This is a genomic window from Sulfurimonas sp., from assembly GCF_041563495.1.
In the GTDB taxonomy this organism is placed as follows: domain Bacteria; phylum Campylobacterota; class Campylobacteria; order Campylobacterales; family Sulfurimonadaceae; genus Sulfurimonas.
The window spans coordinates 170,222-186,031 of the sequence record NZ_JBFFMZ010000003.1; the positions used below are offsets into that span (position 1 = coordinate 170,222).

Genomic DNA, 15,810 nt, shown 5'->3' on the forward strand with positions numbered 1-15,810 from the left:
GTTTACACTATTTAGTTTAACCAATTTAAATTCACAAACGAATGCATTGCTTGATTCTATTTCCAGTGAAATGACCCACTTTAATAAAGTTGCAACACAGACTAAACAAAATGAGCATTATCAACCCTATATTGTCTCTGTCTTTCAGGGAAAAGAACTAGAAAAATTGGGTGTCTCAAATCTGAAAGAAGCGCTTGTCCTTGTACCTGGCGTAGGTATTGCTACAGATAATTTCAACAACCAATCGCCTGTTTTTAGAGGTTCAAACCCTCTTGCTTACGGACAATCAAAACTTTTTATTGACGGTGTTCTTGTAAACAGTGTATTTTTTGATGCTTATTTTGAGTATCTCTCATTCCCGATAGAGATGATTAAACGTATAGAAGTAACAAGAGGTCCTGGTAGTAAAACAAACGGTGTTAATGCCTATGCAGGTTCAATTCATATTATTACATATGCCGAAGATTTCAAAAATTTTGAAAACAATGACAAAGTAGTATTTAAATACGGTTCATACGATTATAAAATGGGCGGATTTGTAAAAAACTTCAAAACACAAGATTTAAAAGTTTTTACAGATTTTCACTATCAACAAGATGACAAAACACTATATGCCGGTCCAGACGGTTTATCACAAGGTGCTCTTGGTGCCGTAAATATACCAAGATCTCAAACAGGAGATGCTCCTGTCTGGTTAAAAGAATACTCCATTGGTTTAAATATAAAATACAAGGATATATCTGTAAAAGCAAGACTGCATGAGCATACCCAAGGTAGTGCATATGGTGTAAATCTTTCCCTGCCACAAGATGACGATAGAGTAAAAATCCCCAACTACTATCTTGAACTTGGATATAATAAAGAGATTAGCGACTATATTATTGATATAAAGGCCGGTATTAAGTACGGTGCATTTGATTCTAAAGCTAAATTAGCTCCAGACAATACGATTCTCTCAGGACCAACTCTTTTTCCAAACGGTGTATACAGTGAACATTTTGCAGGTCAAAGAGAGCTGTATCAATCTTCATATGTTAAATACAAAGGAATTGACAAGCATCTAATCACAGTAGGCTATCGCTTTAGCAATGAAGAGACAATTGATATGACTTCAAAGCTATCAAACAGATCAACAGGCGATGCCGGACTTGTTGACTATACGGATACATTGCCGTTTTTTGACAAAAATGCAAAACGAAATACTATTGTATTATCTCTGCAAGATGAATTTCAATATAACAGCAAACTTAGTTTTATATACGGTTTTAATTATGAAGCAAACACTTATAAAACTGCAGGTCTTGAACCTAGAGTATCAATGGTTTATCAACATAATACCAATGATATTTTTAAGGCGATTTACAGTCGTTCTCATAGAGATGCCTCATGGCAAGAAATGTATACTATGAACAACTTAGCAAGAGTTGGAAATACAGATTTGGATCCTGAAAAAGTCGATGCTTTTGAGGTTACATACATTAAAAAACTATCAAGCGATGCATATCTTCAGACAAATATTTTTTATCTAATGAATAAAGATCAGATATACAATACTGCAGCAGATCCGATATTTAGAAACGTTGTGGACACTGACATCTATGGTTTTGAGCTTGAATACAAAGGAAATCTTACATCTTCAGACCAGCTTTATCTAAACTACTCTTATGTTGGGGGAACTTCTTACATTAAAGACGAGCACAAAAGTCAATCGCTGCCTAATGTTGCAAACCATTTAGCCAAAGGTTATTATATATACAACTTCAATACTTCTATATCACTTAGCGGCGTTGCCAAATATGTCGGTTCAAAAGAAAGAGTATCCGGAGATACAAGAGATACATTGAAAGCATACTCTACATTAGATACGTCTATTAACTATAAAAATAAGAAATATGATTATATGATTGCATTAAGTTTAAAAAATGTGTTTGATGCAACAGTCAAATTTCCATCTCCGCTAAATACATACTCAAACGATTACAAGCAAGAAGGTAGAAACTTTCTTATAGCTATGACAAAGAAATTTTAATGAATAAAATCATTTTTTTATGCTTAATTATCATAAATGTAGCTTATGGATACAATTACAATGATATCTTACTAAAAGCTCAGGCATCAATTTTTCCCAAAATAATGCTCTTGGATAAAAAGATAAAAAACAAACTTGTAGACGGAAAAGTCATTTATACAATTGTTTACGATAAAAGTGATTTGCATATCGTTCAAGATATAAAAGAATTCATAGACGAAAATAATGGAGGATATTTTGACAAATATCTGTATGAAATTAATTTAGTTGAATTTTCTGATTTATCAAACAAAACACAAGCTACGGCAATTTATGTACTAAACTCTAATACAGAAATAGATAAAGTTGCGAATATTGCAAGAGAAAAAGGAATCATATCTTTTTCTTACGATATTGAAAATTTAAAAAAAGGGCTATTGTTTTCTTTAATGCTTGAAAAATCAACAGTTTTATACCTAAACAAAGAAAATTTGCAAAGTACAAAAATTGATTTTGTAGACTCCTTACTGCAAATGGTAAGGTTTATAGACAAAAATAATTTATAATAGTCTTTCATATTACTAAAATATGTTAAAATAGCCTTGTAGAAATACGGCAGTGTATTTTACTAGGGGGAGGTTTCTGTATGAAAATAAATAAAATAAAATCTCTCTCTAGTAAAATTGTATTATTAATAATAATAATATCACTTCTTAGTGTTTTGACTATATTTAGTGTTTTTGAAAGAGTTAATAAAAAAGCATTTTATAGCATTGAAATGGAAAAAGCGGATCTTGTCGCCAGAACTATTGAGCCGCTAATTGCCCTTAATATATACCTTGATATGAAGGAAAAGACCGATCAAATCATAACTCAACTTTTAGAAAATCCGAACATACTCGCCGTAAAAGTTATGAAAAACGGCAAGATAATAAATGAGATAAAATCAACAGAGTATGTGACTTACATTGAAGAGTCATTTATCATAGAAAAGGTTATAAGCCAGCCAAACTCAAAAAGAAAAATAGGTTCCCTTATTATCTCATATTCAAATAAACAGTATAAAGAACTAATAAACAAATATACTAAAATACTACTCATTATGTTTGCTATTTTCAGTGTTATTTTTATACTTTTTAGTTTGTATATAAAAAAACTTTTGTTACCTCTTAGGAAGATAGCAAGCTCATTAAAAAAATTCTCTCCGGAGCAAGTTATTAACATTCCCTATGCATCACAAAATAATGAAATCGGGCTCATATCAAAAGCCTTAAACAATATGCAGAAAAAAATTTCTCACTATTCAAAGGAACAAAAAAACATTCATAAATATCTTGAAGACCAGGTAAATGAAAAAACACTCGAGCTTCGCAAACAACTATATACGGACACACTTACAAAACTTCCAAACAGACATAGTTTACTTAATGATATCAACAACAGTGATGATGGAGCACTTCTTATAATAAATATAGATGACTTTAAAGAAATAAATGACTTTTTTGGTCAAATTGCAGGAGATGATATACTGAAAGATCTTGCATATAAACTTGGTGATATATTTTATAAAGACGACAACATAACTATAAGCAGGCTCTCAGGTGATGAATTTGCAATATTTTTTATAAAAAAACCATCTTTGGACAATTTTATAGAAATAGCAAAAAAACTCATATCCGACATAGAAAAGATGAGCTTTACTTATGAAAACAATCAACTTTCAATAAGAGTTACGGCTGGTGGATCATATCAAATACAAAATATTATTGAAAAAGCAGATATTGCTCTAAAATCAGCAAAAAAGCTACAGAACTCTTTTTTACTTTATGATAAAAAATTAAAAATTGAAGAACAATTCAAAAGTAATATTGAGTGGGTAAAGAAGCTTAAAACTGCTATTGAAAATGATAAAATTGTTCCCTTCTTTCAACCGATATATGACAATAGTTCAGATAAAATTGCAAGTTATGAGTGCTTAATTCGCTTAATTGATGAAGAAAACATCATCATTAGCCCATATAAATTTTTAACTATTTCTAAAAAAAGCAGACTATATAGTAAACTGACAAAAATAATGATTGAAAAAAGCTGTCAATATTTCGAGCATATTGATTCTGACTTTTCTGTTAATCTTTCAGTAGAAGATATTTTAGATAAAGACATTGTAAAATACATAAAGCAAAAAGTTAAAGAACATAATGTTTCTAAAAAAATAATCTTTGAGATTTTGGAGTCTGAAGGTATAGAAAACTACGAGGAAGTGTCAATATTTACAAATGAAATGCACACTCTTGGATGCAGAATAGCGATAGATGATTTTGGTTCAGGATACTCCAATTTTGAGCATCTGCTTCAACTAAAAATAGACTACATAAAAATAGACGGAACCCTTATAAAAAATATTGATTATGATTCAAATGCTCAAACTGTTGTTGAGACAATTGTTGATTTTGCCAAGAGACTGAATATACTAACCGTTGCAGAATTTGTGCACAATGAAGCTGTTTATAAAAAGGTAAAAGAACTCGAGATTGATCGTACTCAGGGATTTTTCTTAGCCAAACCACAAGACAAAATATAACTACAAGAGACTCTTTATAAATAAACAAAGTATAATTTAGATAGTATTACAAAAATTTTATAAGCATTATAAAGGGCTCAAATGGGATTAAGCATAGGTCTAGTAGGACTTCCAAACGTAGGTAAATCAACAACATTCAATGCACTGACAAAAGCACAAAATGCAGAAGCTGCAAACTACCCGTTTTGTACGATAGAGCCAAACAAGGCGGTTGTTCCCGTACCGGACAAAAGACTGGCTGAATTGGCTAAAATAGTTAATCCAGAGAGAATTCAATACTCAACTTTAGACTTTGTTGACATTGCCGGTCTTGTTAAAGGCGCTTCTAAAGGTGAAGGACTCGGAAACAAGTTTTTATCTAACATTCGTGAGACTGAAGTCATCTTGCAGATTGTAAGATGTTTTGATGATGAAAATATTGTTCACAACGAAGGAAGCATAGATCCGCTTCGTGATGTTGAAATTATTGAAGGTGAACTTATTCTTGCTGATATTGAAGTTCTTTCTAATCGCATAGAGAGGCTGAAAAAACAGGCTAAAGCTGATAAGAGTGCTAAAGCTGCCCTGGATATGGCAGAAGAACTTTTAGAATTTTTAGGCGAAGGCAATCTGGCAAGAAACTTTAAAGATGCGGACAGTGATACATACCAACTACTTAACAATGAAGTCAGGTTTTTAACTCAAAAAGAGATTATGTATGGCGCGAACACAGACGAAGATGGTCTATTAGAAGATAATGAGTATGTAATAGCTCTTAGAGAACATGCAAATAAAAACAACTGCGAACTTATCAAACTTTGTGCAAAAGTTGAAGAAGAACTAATCGGCCTTGATGATGATGAAGCACAAGAGTTTTTAACAGATCTCGGTGTTGAAGAGTCTGGGCTGGAACAAATCATACATAAAGGTTTTGATAAACTTGGTCTTATGAGTTATTTTACTGCAGGAGTTAAAGAAGTTCGCGCTTGGACTATACGAAAAAACACTACTGCACCAAAAGCGGCTGCAGTTATACACAACGACTTTGAAAAAGGTTTTATTCGTGCAGAAGTTATATCATATGACGACTTTGTAGAGCTTGGCGGAGAAGCAAAGGCAAAAGAAGCCGGAAAAATGAGACTAGAAGGTAAAGATTATATTGTTAACGACGGCGATGTAATGCACTTTAGGTTTAACGTTTAAATATACTGTATGTTTAAGGAAGACGGTTCATTCTTATCATGGATTGAACCATAGTCTCTTTTAATCTTTTAACTGCAGGGTCAAATTTATCCAGTCCAGAATGTTTTAAATTCTCCAGTTCTTTATTTGCTTTTTCCAATAATCCCAGAAGTTTTTGTTTTTCATCTATTTCAAGCTTAGTTTTTTGATACCTCTCTTTTATTTGAGAAATCTTTATCTTAACACTCTGTGTATCAGTGTTTTTGATATTCTGAGCTGCTTTAACACGGCTAAATAACTGAGAAAAATTGTGCATTTCCAATATTTGCCTATGTTTTACCAAGTCACTTTGCAAAACATCTTGTATAAGCTTATTTGTATCTACATCGTTTCTTTCACTAGCAACCAGTTCTATGAAGGTATCGGCAATTTCTTCATAGATTTTTCTTCTGTATTTTTCATAATAATCCAAAGCCAAAGAATGTATAAACTTAACTCTTGTTTTATCTTGTATTTCTTTGACAGCTTCTCTTTTAGGATAATATAAAACCTCTGTTGCAAAGCTTACCCATTCATTTGCTATCTCATGAAACATTATATTTACAATTTGTGAAAACTTAAAATCTTTGAAACTCTCTAAGTACAAAAAGTTTGTTTCAAATCTTAATTTACCTTGAACTATATGCTTAGCAAGTATCTCCATAATTTCGAGTCTATCATAGTGAGAAGAAACATGTAAAACTTCCCACTCAAACAGTGCTCTGTCTTTAAAGATTTTTTCAATATATTTTTGCTTTTCTTCTTGTGTTCTAAACATTGTTTGCTATAGTTTCTCCATACTTAACATTTTTACCTGTTAGCTCTTTAAATTCAAGCATCCCTTTTTGCGCCAAAATAACGATTGTTGATCCCATCTCAAAACATCCAAAGTCATCTCCTTTGTTTAGGTATAAATCTTTGTAATCATATACGCTGGAAGTCACAGCATCGGCATTTGTTTTTATCTTAGGTTCAAAAGCAACCTGCATAACACCAACATTTAAAGCACCTACAAGCACCATGTAAAACTTCTTGCCAGAAGCATTTTCACACATCAGAACAACTCTTTCGTTTTCTATAAAAAGATTTAGCCTTTTTCTTAATGAAGGAAAATTTACAGGATATAATTTGCCCGGGATATGAACGGCTCTTAAGACTTTTAGATTTGTCGGTATATGGTAGCGATGATAATCTTTTGGAGAGAGATAAAAGTTTATAAACTCTCCATCATGAATAGACTTTTTCTCATCACTGCTAAAGTGTTCACCTAAAAGCTCATCACTGGAGTATCTCATACCCTTGATCTGAAGTGCATAATCTTCTTGTAATGTACCGCACTCCGAGATTAAAGAATCACATGGTGAGATGAATGCCTCTGAATCCAAAGAGTACTTTCTATCCTCTCTTAACTTTCTTGTAAAAAGGGCATTTAAACTTTTATATGTACTTGGGGAGTGAAATTCACTCATATCAAGTCCCATTAGTTTTACATACGAGCTATTTACTACTTTTTGAAACCATGTCGGGAATTCTTTGTTTGCAAACTTACCGAAACTTTGTGAAATTGCTGATGTTATATGTCTACTCATTTATATATATGTCCTATTCATTAATTTTTCTTTTTGCTACTTCTTCAACAAGAACTGTTGCATACGATCCTTTTGGAAGCGTAAAGTTCATCTCATATTGAGCTTCAATAGGCTTAAATCGTCCCTCTATATTTTCAGGGAAAATCCATGCATAACGTCTTGCACCATCCGCATTTATCTCATCATCAAAATCTTTTTCTATATCTCTAGCCACACCTGATGCCAATTTGACTTTTTTGCCGCATAAAAGACCTGTGACAGAGATATCTCTCTCATTAAATCTGTTAAAGTCATGTTCGGTAGCTTCAAAATCAAATAACCTTCCATTTGGATAGTGTTCCATCACATCTCCGCTGATGAGCTTAAAAGGATGTTTCTGCGCTTTTAGTTTTGCAACTTCGTCATTTGGCATATTTAAAACAGATTCCAGTTCTGATACTTCAAAGTTATTAACAAGTCTGCTTATTTCCAATCTTCTGCTTAGCCAAAGATTAAACAGATGACTCTGGTAAGCATTTATAAGAAGTTTTTTTACTCTCGGGTTTCGCTCTCTGGCTTCACCTTTAGCTATTTTTTCTCCTAGTATATGATTGTCTCCGTCATTACCGAATCTTTGATATCCAAAAAAGTTGGGCATACCGAATTTAGTTATATTTTTAAGAGCTTCATCTATTTTTTGAGCACTTGTAGGGTTTACTTTTTTAATTTTTATAAAAAATCTGTTACCTTTTAAGTGCCCTATTCGTATTTTATTGTTGTGATAAGTCTTAGAAACTATCTTTATATTCTCATGCGTAAAGTTTTCGAGCTTCTCTTCATGTTTTTTATGTAAAGAGATGTACTGCTTTGTCATAGCATGCTTGTCTTTTAAGCCTGCATATCCTATCTCTTTGTTTTGTATACCGAGATATCTAGCGAGTATGCCTACTAGTTCAGCAGTAGTAAGGTTCTTTTTTCTTACAAAAAGAATCAGATGCTCACCCTCCCCTGAAAATTCATAAAGAGGAATCTCTTCTACTACGAAATCTCTAGGTGTCTGTTTAAAGTGAAAATCTATACTAGCGTGGTCTAGCGAATAAAACCTATCCATATATTTGCCTTTTTAAAAATGATGTGCTTTACATCTATTTGTATATCTAACTCTTGCACTGGTCGCAAAAATATTAAACGGTGTTCTTGAAAGCGCTGCCCGTCTTATAAGAGCTTTTTTATTTCTTTTGTCAAAAGCTACCAGCATCTCATACTCTTCTCCGCTGCAAGAAACAGCATTTGGGATTTTTTTATGAAATTTAAAACCTAACTTATTAACACTTGAAAGTTTGTCCAAATCACTAAAAAGGCCATCAGATATATCCATACCCGAGCTCAATAATCTTCTGGAATGTTTTACAAAGTCTTCTCTTAATTTTATACTAGTAAACTTAGATTTAGTATGTAAGTGTCCAAGATTTTTCAGACGTTGCAAATCTTTTTTGCTTCTACCCAAATCTCCCGTATGAGCTAAAAGATACCCATGTCTAACTCCACTTCTATAAAGTGGTCTTTTACTATAAGATATTATAGTGATTGTAATGTCTAGCTTAATATTGCTTATCGTATCTCCGCCTATTATCTCAATTCCATGCTTAAAAGCAGTATCTTCAAACCCTGAAGCTAATTCTCGCATCTGTGATTTTGAAATATCTTTAGGCATCGCTACACTTAACAATGCGTACTTTGGCTGGGCATTCATAGCGATTGCATCAGAGATGTTTATCATCATTGCTTTTGCAGCTATTTGATAGTAACTGAGCCATTTAGTCTTAAAATGCACATTTTCAAAAAATGCATCTTTAGAATAAACATGCTCACCGATCACAGCAGCATCATCACCGATGAGACTGCTATTAAACTGCGATATAAAATAGTTTTCTAAATTCAAATAAACTTCTTTAAAAGTACCTTTAAGTAAGGATTAAAGGCTATAGATATAAAATGCTTATAATTATATCATTTTTAGGAAAAATAAAATGAAACATTCTATAAATAAGATTTTTAGCAACCTATCTCTTTTTTTAATCATCATAACTCTTACTTCAGCCGTATTGACGCTTTTGATTTTAGAGCAGAACTTAACATATTCAAAAATAAATAATTTGAAGAATCAAAAAGTCATTATTAACAGTTTAGCAAATCTTCAAAAAGATGATATAGAGTTGGCTTTGATACAGTTCAACGGCAAAAGCACTCAGCTTCAGCACGAAACTGACAAGCTTCGCAACTTGAACAAATATGATTATACTTCAAAATTTATATTCAATAATTCAGATGAGTATTTGTCAGACTTGGATAATCTCTCAAAACTAACTACCAGATTTAATGAGTCTGCACATGCTTACTATATTAAAAATCTCAAAAATGAAGAAGAGAAAAATCAAGAATTGATCAATTCTTTTAATTCAATCAACCTATTTTTAGATTCGATGATTATAAAAAACTCACAATACAATGAAGAAAAATTTCACATCGTTGAAAAGGTAACTGTTTTTGCTTTTATTCTTATGTTGTTTGTTACGCTTTGGTATAGAAAAAGACTAAATTCTATATACACAGACATCTTATATTTATACGCTATTGATAAAAACAAAAAAGATTATGAAATTTTTTCAGAAGAAGCAGATGCCATAAAACTTAGAATGAGCAGAAAACCTGCGACGACAGAGAATCCTGCTATGGTAGATCCTGTAACACAGATTAATAATCACAAAGGAATGTTAAGTGCCTATGCTAATAAAAAAGGCATGAAAGACAGCAACTTTACGTCAGTAACGATCTTTGAAATAGATAATTTTTCTAAACAAAACAGAGCTTTTTCTCAAGAGTTTACGCAAGCAATTTTGAAAAAAGTCGCATTTACGATATCTCTGCACGAACAAGCGACAGACGTTATAGCAAGAACGGACTATAACCAATTTACAGTTATTCTTTCAAGAGCTTCTAAAGAGCAATCATTTAAAGATATAGACATCATTCGTCAAAGTATTTCAGAGATTAAATTTAAAGCTCCAGGCGGAAGCCCGATAACGATTACCGTAAGCGGTGGTTTTATTATAAAACCTAATAACCAATCTTTAGAAGAGTCTCTAAGACAAGCTAAGGAAGTTCTGCATCATTCTAAGAAAAAAGGTAAAAACACTATTTCTCAGATCAGAGACCTTGCAGAGCATGAGCTTTAAAATAGACGTTACAAAAAGTTACCTTATATATTCCAAATAGTTATATATGTCCTAAATAGTAACAAACTCAAACTTCCTTATTTCAAAGACTACATTTAACATTCATAAAGGCTTATCGCGATATAATCAGCATTATTTTTTATATCTTTAACGAAGGAAAGCTAATGAGTATTCCTATTTATACTTACGATGCAATAGTTGTCGGTGCCGGTCTAGCAGGCTGTGCCGCTGCAAGAGAGTTGCAAAATGCAGGAAAAAAAGTCGCTGTTATTACAAAACTACACCCATTAAGAAGTCACTCCGGTGCAGCTCAAGGTGGTGTTAATGCAGCATTTAGTGATGAAGACAGTATTGAATTACACGAGTTTGATACAGTAAAAGGTTCTGACTATCTAGCAGATCAAGATGCTGTTGAGTTTATGTGTCAAAAAGCTCCTGAGACCATACGTTGGGCAGAAAGAATGGGTGCGGCATTTAGTCGTACACCGGATGGAAAAATTGCTCAAAGACCGTTTGGAGGTCAATCTTCTCCTCGTGCATGTTATGCAAAAGACAGAACCGGTTTAACACTGCTTCAAACTATTTATGAGCAAGCTCACCGCGCAGGTGTTAAGTTTTGGGATGAGTGGTATGCAGCTGATCTAATCTACAAAGATGGTAAAGTAAGCGGTATTGTTGCTTTTAATATTCGTGATATGCAGACTGTCATTTTTAATGCAAAGTCAGTAATGTTTGCAACAGGCGGCTATGCTCGTTCATATAAGATTAACTCAAATGCTCACGCAAATACCGGTGACGGACTATCTATAGTAGCTCGTCACGGCCTTCCGCTAGAAGATATGGAATTTGTACAGTTTCACCCGTCCGGGCTATCCGGAAACGGTGTTTTAATCTCTGAAGCTGCTCGTGGAGAAGGCGGTCGCCTTTTCAACTCAGAGGGTGAGAGATTTATGGAGAAATATGCTCCTAACGCTATGGAACTTGCATCCCGTGATGTTGTAAGTCGTGCAATTCTAAATGAAATTAGAGAAGGTCGCGGTGTAGGTCCAAGAAAAGATGCAGTTTATATCGATGTAACTCATCTTGGAAAAGATATTATTATGGAAAGACTTCCTGAACTACGTGATTTGGCTATCACTTTCTTAGGTTTAGATATGATAAAAGAGCCTATCTTAATTTCTGCTACTGCTCACTATTCTATGGGTGGTATTCCTGTTAACATTGCCGGTAATGTCCGCAAAAACAATGATGAATTTGTAGAAGGTTTTTACGCAGCAGGTGAGTGTTCTTGTGTCTCAGTTCACGGTGCAAACCGTCTTGGTGCCAATTCAGTCCTTGAGGCTTTACTGTTTGGTCGTTTTGTCGGTAAAACGATGGTTGCAGAGATTGATGATATTGAGCTTCGTGTAGCAACACAAGAAGACGCAAAAACTGCATTAGCTGAAATAGATTTTGTTTTAAACAACAACGGGGATGAAACCATAACAGGTCTTAGAGAAGAACTTCAACAATGTATGACAGATAATGCCGGAGCATTTAGAACTAAAGAGACTCTCGATATTGCAATTGCAAAAGTTAAAGAACTTCGTACAAGATTTAACAACATCCGTATTAAAGACAAATCAAAAGTATTCAATACTGAACTTCAAGAAGCAATAGAATTTGGTCATATGCTTGATTATTCTGCTTTTATAGTTGAGAGTGCAGTTGCTAGAAATGAGAGTCGTGGTGCTCACTATAGAGAAGATTTTGATACTCGTGATGATGAGAACTTCTTAAAACACACTATGGCTTACATGGATGAAAACGGAAACATCAAACTTGATTATATGGATGTTACACTTGGCAAACATGAACTAAAAGCAAGAACATACTAAGGAGAACTTATGAGTACAAATAAAATAACTACACAAAAAGTAAACTTCAAAGTATTTCGTTTTAATGCTGATGAAGATTATCTTCCATACTACGAAGATTATAATATGGAAGTAACTTCGGAAGAAGTTGTATTAGATATATTAAACAGAATCAAATGGGATCACGACGGTAGTTTTTCTTACCGTCGCAGCTGTCGTCACGGTATTTGTGGCGCTTGTGCCATTAAAGTAAACGGTCGTTCTACTCTCGCGTGTAAGGAAAGTATGACTACAATGGTAGAGCTTTTCGGTAATGAACTTACTATTGAGCCTCTAAGCATAAAAAGATCCGTAAAAGATATGATTATAGATAAAGGTGATTTCTGGGAAAAGCACGACTCAATCCATCCTTACCTGATATCTGACGTTCAAGAGCATCCTGAACACGAACATATAGTGACACCGGAAGAAGCGGAAGAACTAAATGAAGCAGACTTGTGTATTCAATGTGGTGCTTGTCATTACGCTTGTCCTGTTGTAGAAGTAAATGATGATTTCTTCGGTCCTGCTGCATTTGCTAAAGCTTATCGTTTTGAGGCTGATGTTCGTGATGAAGCACATACAGAGAGACTTCTTAATTTACATGAAGAAAAACAAGGTCTCTGGGACTGTGTTAAATGTTTTGAGTGTGCAGAAGTTTGTCCTAAAGATGTTAATCCTATTGACAAGATTACAAAACTGCATCAAATGCTATTTCGTGAAGGAGTTGCGACTTCAAATGTAGCTACTCGTCATGCTGTCGGTTTCAAACACTCAATTGCAAAACACGGTATGCTTGATGAAGGCGGCCTAGTTCTTTATTCGGAAGGTCCGTCAATTGTTAAACATATCCCTGTGGCACTGCAGATGTTTAGAAAAGGTAAGATTGTTATGCCTTGGAATATGCCAAAATCTGATAATCTTGATGAAATTCAAAAACTAATCAAATCATCATCAACTGCAAAGTTCTAGGAGTAAAAATATGAAAAAATTAAAATATGCACTTTTTACAGGATGTACTGCTAAGCAGAGTACTCCAGAGCAGATGATGTCAACTTTAGCAATAGCTGAAAAACTAAATATAGAACTTGTAGAGCTTACGGAAGCATCATGCTGTGGTGCTTCTCACCTGCAAGATTATGATGATTTTTTATCTCTGGTTTTAAATGCGAGAAACATTGCTTATGCTGAAAAGCATGAACTTACAATGGTCACTATTTGTAACACATGTCAGCTAAATACAGCAATGACAAAACACCGCCTTGATAACAATGCAGAGTTAAAAGCCAGAGTAAACGAGAAACTTGCGGAAGTCGGTCTAGAGTACAAAGGTACTTCAAATATTATTCACTTTTTATACGCGATTATAGATGATATAGGTCTTGATAAAATCAAAGAGATGGTAGTTACTCCACTTAGCCAGTTTAATATTGCACCATTCTACGGTTGTCATAACATTCGTCCGTCTGAACTTCATGACCACTCTCACAAAACAAAAGAGAGTGCTTACCGCCCTACTTCACTTGATGATTTAATCATTGCTTGTGGAGGGAACACGGTTGATTATGAACAAAAAAACAAATGTTGTGGTTTCCACGTTGAACTTCAAGCTCCAAAAACTGCTTCTATCTTAACTGGAAATGCTATTGCAGGAGCGATGGATGGCAATGCTGACTGGATGGTAACTCCATGTCCGTTATGTCATTTAAAACTTGATACACAGACTCATCATGCATCTGAAGCAATTGGGCGTGAAGTTAAACTTCCTGTTCTTCACATGCAACAGATGATCGGTCTTGCCTTAGGCTGTTCTCATAAAGAATTAGGTCTACAGCACCACGTATCTAAAGTTAATTTTATATAATATACCAAAGGGATTTACTTCCTTTGGCTGCACTGACACATTATCAACATCTTCTTGATAATATACACACCTCATAAATGGAATCCATATGTCAAACTCAATAGAAATCATCTCATGGAATGTTAACGGTATTCGTGCTGTCGCAAATAAAGAAGCTCTTAAATGGATAGATGAGCATCAACCTGACATATTATGCCTCCAAGAGATAAAAGCACTTGAGAGCCAAATTCCAAATGATATGTTTGAAAAAGAGTTTCAAGAACTTTTTGTAAACCCTGCATCTAAAAAAGGATATAGTGGTACCGCCACATACTCTACGCTTAAATGCGACTACAATTCTACGTGCCAACATATCGATACTACAGATGAAGGTCGTATAATTGAAACACACTATGGTGATGTAGTTCTTTTTAATGTTTACTTTCCAAATGGACAAAAAGATGATGAGAGGTTATCTCATAAGATGAAATTTTATGATGATTTTTTAACTTACTGCCAAGAGCTTAGAGAAGAAGGAAAGTCAATAATCATCTGCGGAGATGTCAATACCGCTCACAAAGAGATTGATCTTAAAAATCCAAAAGCAAACTCTAAGACCTCAGGTTTTTTACCTATTGAAAGAGAGTGGATAGACAAGCTAATTGAGCATGGGTACATAGATACTTTCAGATATGTAAACGGTGACGAGACGGATAGATACAGCTGGTGGTCATACCGTTCATCTGCAAGACTTAAAAATGTTGGATGGAGAATAGATTACTTCTTCATCTCCGAGGATTTAGCCGAAAATCTCGAAGATGCTTTCATTTTAGATTACATAGAAGGTTCAGACCACTGCCCGGTAGGAATAAGAATTTCTATTTAGCCTTTGGTCTAAATGCTTTTATAACTTCTTCGTTCGTCTCAATATATGGACCTTCAATTAAATCTATGCAGTAAGGAACGGCAGGAAACACTGCATCCAGACATTCACGAATCGACTTCGGTTTTCCGGGTAGATTGATAATTAAAGATTTTCCTCTTATACCGGCAGTCTGACGGGAAAGAATCGCAGTTGGAACATACTGCAGGCTTACTTGGCGCATTAACTCGCCAAAGCCAGGCATCATCTTTTCGCATACATTCTCAGTAGCCTCAGGAGTCACATCACGAAGAGCCGGACCTGTTCCGCCTGTTGTCACAACCAAACAACACCCTGCCTCATCACAAAGCTCTTTCATAGCCTCTTCAAGTATATCCTGCTCATCAGGAATACATCTGTAAACTATCTCAAAATCGCTTACCAGATAATCTTTCATAGTATCTTGTATAGCTACACCTGAAATATCTTCGTAAATACCCTTACTTGCTCTGTCACTCGCTGTTACTACACCTATTTTAATTTTGCTCATTTTATTTTCCTTCATTTAATTATAAATTAATTTACTGAGTAGATTTATAAACGGTTCTAAAAATTAA

14 protein-coding genes are annotated in these 15,810 nt (G+C 34.1%); 9 read left to right on the top strand and 5 right to left on the bottom strand.

Annotated elements, in window-relative coordinates; genetic code table 11:
- The first annotated feature begins 46 nt into the window (after positions 1 to 46).
- From ABYK18_RS04365 to ychF, 4 genes are all read left to right on the top strand, one after another.
- Positions 47 to 2,029, top strand: coding sequence for a TonB-dependent receptor plug domain-containing protein (locus ABYK18_RS04365; RefSeq protein WP_373035429.1), 1,983 nt, complete (start codon positions 47 to 49; stop codon positions 2,027 to 2,029).
- A complete protein-coding gene (locus ABYK18_RS04370; protein WP_373035430.1) occupies positions 2,029 to 2,574 on the top strand; it encodes a hypothetical protein in 546 nt (181 codons plus the stop codon). The genes ABYK18_RS04365 and ABYK18_RS04370 overlap by 1 nt, the downstream gene beginning before the upstream one ends.
- A gap of 80 nt (positions 2,575 to 2,654) precedes the next feature.
- Positions 2,655 to 4,589, top strand: coding sequence for an EAL domain-containing protein (locus ABYK18_RS04375; protein WP_373035431.1), 1,935 nt, complete (start codon positions 2,655 to 2,657; stop codon positions 4,587 to 4,589).
- Positions 4,590 to 4,670: 81 nt separating this feature from the next.
- On the top strand, positions 4,671 to 5,771 hold the full coding sequence (ychF, locus tag ABYK18_RS04380) for a redox-regulated ATPase YchF (RefSeq protein WP_373035432.1): 1,101 nt from the start codon (positions 4,671 to 4,673) through the stop codon (positions 5,769 to 5,771).
- A gap of 13 nt (positions 5,772 to 5,784) precedes the next feature.
- Here the strand turns inward: ychF and ABYK18_RS04385 are convergent, their stop codons facing one another.
- The 4 genes from ABYK18_RS04385 to ABYK18_RS04400 are packed head-to-tail and all read right to left on the bottom strand — an operon-like array spanning position 5,785 to position 9,299.
- Positions 5,785 to 6,567, bottom strand: coding sequence for a hypothetical protein (locus ABYK18_RS04385; protein WP_373035433.1), 783 nt, complete (start codon positions 6,565 to 6,567; stop codon positions 5,785 to 5,787).
- Positions 6,560 to 7,378, bottom strand: coding sequence for a phosphatidylserine decarboxylase (locus ABYK18_RS04390; protein ID WP_373035434.1), 819 nt, complete (start codon positions 7,376 to 7,378; stop codon positions 6,560 to 6,562). The genes ABYK18_RS04385 and ABYK18_RS04390 overlap by 8 nt, the downstream gene beginning before the upstream one ends.
- A 13-nt stretch (positions 7,379 to 7,391) precedes the next feature.
- Positions 7,392 to 8,468: a tRNA pseudouridine(13) synthase TruD gene (gene truD / locus ABYK18_RS04395; protein ID WP_373035435.1), complete on the bottom strand. Its 1,077-nt coding sequence runs from the start codon at positions 8,466 to 8,468 to the stop codon at positions 7,392 to 7,394.
- A 12-nt stretch (positions 8,469 to 8,480) separates the two neighbouring features.
- Positions 8,481 to 9,299, bottom strand: a complete 819-nt coding sequence (locus tag ABYK18_RS04400; protein ID WP_373035437.1) for a thiamine-phosphate kinase — start codon at positions 9,297 to 9,299, stop codon at positions 8,481 to 8,483.
- Between the two features lie 88 nt (positions 9,300 to 9,387).
- Here ABYK18_RS04400 and ABYK18_RS04405 point away from each other — a divergent pair, with 88 nt between their 5' ends.
- The 5 genes from ABYK18_RS04405 (at position 9,388) to ABYK18_RS04425 (ending at position 15,217) form a co-directional block, all read left to right on the top strand.
- Complete coding sequence (locus ABYK18_RS04405; protein ID WP_373035439.1) at positions 9,388 to 10,593, top strand: GGDEF domain-containing protein; 1,206 nt, start codon at positions 9,388 to 9,390, stop codon at positions 10,591 to 10,593.
- A gap of 164 nt (positions 10,594 to 10,757) precedes the next feature.
- Complete coding sequence (gene sdhA, locus ABYK18_RS04410; protein ID WP_373035440.1) at positions 10,758 to 12,470, top strand: succinate dehydrogenase flavoprotein subunit; 1,713 nt, start codon at positions 10,758 to 10,760, stop codon at positions 12,468 to 12,470.
- 9 nt (positions 12,471 to 12,479) lie between these two features.
- On the top strand, positions 12,480 to 13,460 hold the full coding sequence (locus ABYK18_RS04415) for a succinate dehydrogenase/fumarate reductase iron-sulfur subunit (RefSeq protein WP_373035441.1): 981 nt from the start codon (positions 12,480 to 12,482) through the stop codon (positions 13,458 to 13,460).
- A gap of 10 nt (positions 13,461 to 13,470) precedes the next feature.
- Positions 13,471 to 14,352 (top strand): CoB--CoM heterodisulfide reductase iron-sulfur subunit B family protein, encoded by an 882-nt coding sequence (locus ABYK18_RS04420; RefSeq protein ID WP_373035442.1) that lies wholly within the window; start codon positions 13,471 to 13,473, stop codon positions 14,350 to 14,352.
- 88 nt (positions 14,353 to 14,440) lie between these two features.
- Complete coding sequence (locus tag ABYK18_RS04425; RefSeq protein ID WP_373035443.1) at positions 14,441 to 15,217, top strand: exodeoxyribonuclease III; 777 nt, start codon at positions 14,441 to 14,443, stop codon at positions 15,215 to 15,217.
- Here ABYK18_RS04425 and mog read toward each other — a convergent pair.
- On the bottom strand, positions 15,210 to 15,743 hold the full coding sequence (gene mog / locus ABYK18_RS04430) for a molybdopterin adenylyltransferase (RefSeq protein WP_373035444.1): 534 nt from the start codon (positions 15,741 to 15,743) through the stop codon (positions 15,210 to 15,212). The two genes, ABYK18_RS04425 and mog, sit on opposite strands and share 8 nt — an antisense overlap.
- Positions 15,744 to 15,810: the final 67 nt, after the last annotated feature.

Bases quoted from the DNA above. Each gene is read 5' to 3' on its own strand.
- ABYK18_RS04420 (WP_373035442.1), top strand. From the start codon at position 13,471: ATGAAAAAATTAAAATATGCACTTTTTACAGGATGTACTGCTAAGCAG.
- ychF (WP_373035432.1), top strand. From the start codon at position 4,671: ATGGGATTAAGCATAGGTCTAGTAGGACTTCCAAACGTAGGTAAATCA.
- ABYK18_RS04390 (WP_373035434.1), bottom strand. From the start codon at position 7,378: ATGAGTAGACATATAACATCAGCAATTTCACAAAGTTTCGGTAAGTTT.
- ABYK18_RS04405 (WP_373035439.1), top strand. From the start codon at position 9,388: ATGAAACATTCTATAAATAAGATTTTTAGCAACCTATCTCTTTTTTTA.
- ABYK18_RS04370 (WP_373035430.1), top strand. From the start codon at position 2,029: ATGAATAAAATCATTTTTTTATGCTTAATTATCATAAATGTAGCTTAT.
- sdhA (WP_373035440.1), top strand. From the start codon at position 10,758: ATGAGTATTCCTATTTATACTTACGATGCAATAGTTGTCGGTGCCGGT.
- mog (WP_373035444.1), bottom strand. From the start codon at position 15,743: ATGAGCAAAATTAAAATAGGTGTAGTAACAGCGAGTGACAGAGCAAGT.
- ABYK18_RS04425 (WP_373035443.1), top strand. From the start codon at position 14,441: ATGTCAAACTCAATAGAAATCATCTCATGGAATGTTAACGGTATTCGT.
- ABYK18_RS04415 (WP_373035441.1), top strand. From the start codon at position 12,480: ATGAGTACAAATAAAATAACTACACAAAAAGTAAACTTCAAAGTATTT.
- ABYK18_RS04385 (WP_373035433.1), bottom strand. From the start codon at position 6,567: ATGTTTAGAACACAAGAAGAAAAGCAAAAATATATTGAAAAAATCTTT.
- truD (WP_373035435.1), bottom strand. From the start codon at position 8,468: ATGGATAGGTTTTATTCGCTAGACCACGCTAGTATAGATTTTCACTTT.
- ABYK18_RS04375 (WP_373035431.1), top strand. From the start codon at position 2,655: ATGAAAATAAATAAAATAAAATCTCTCTCTAGTAAAATTGTATTATTA.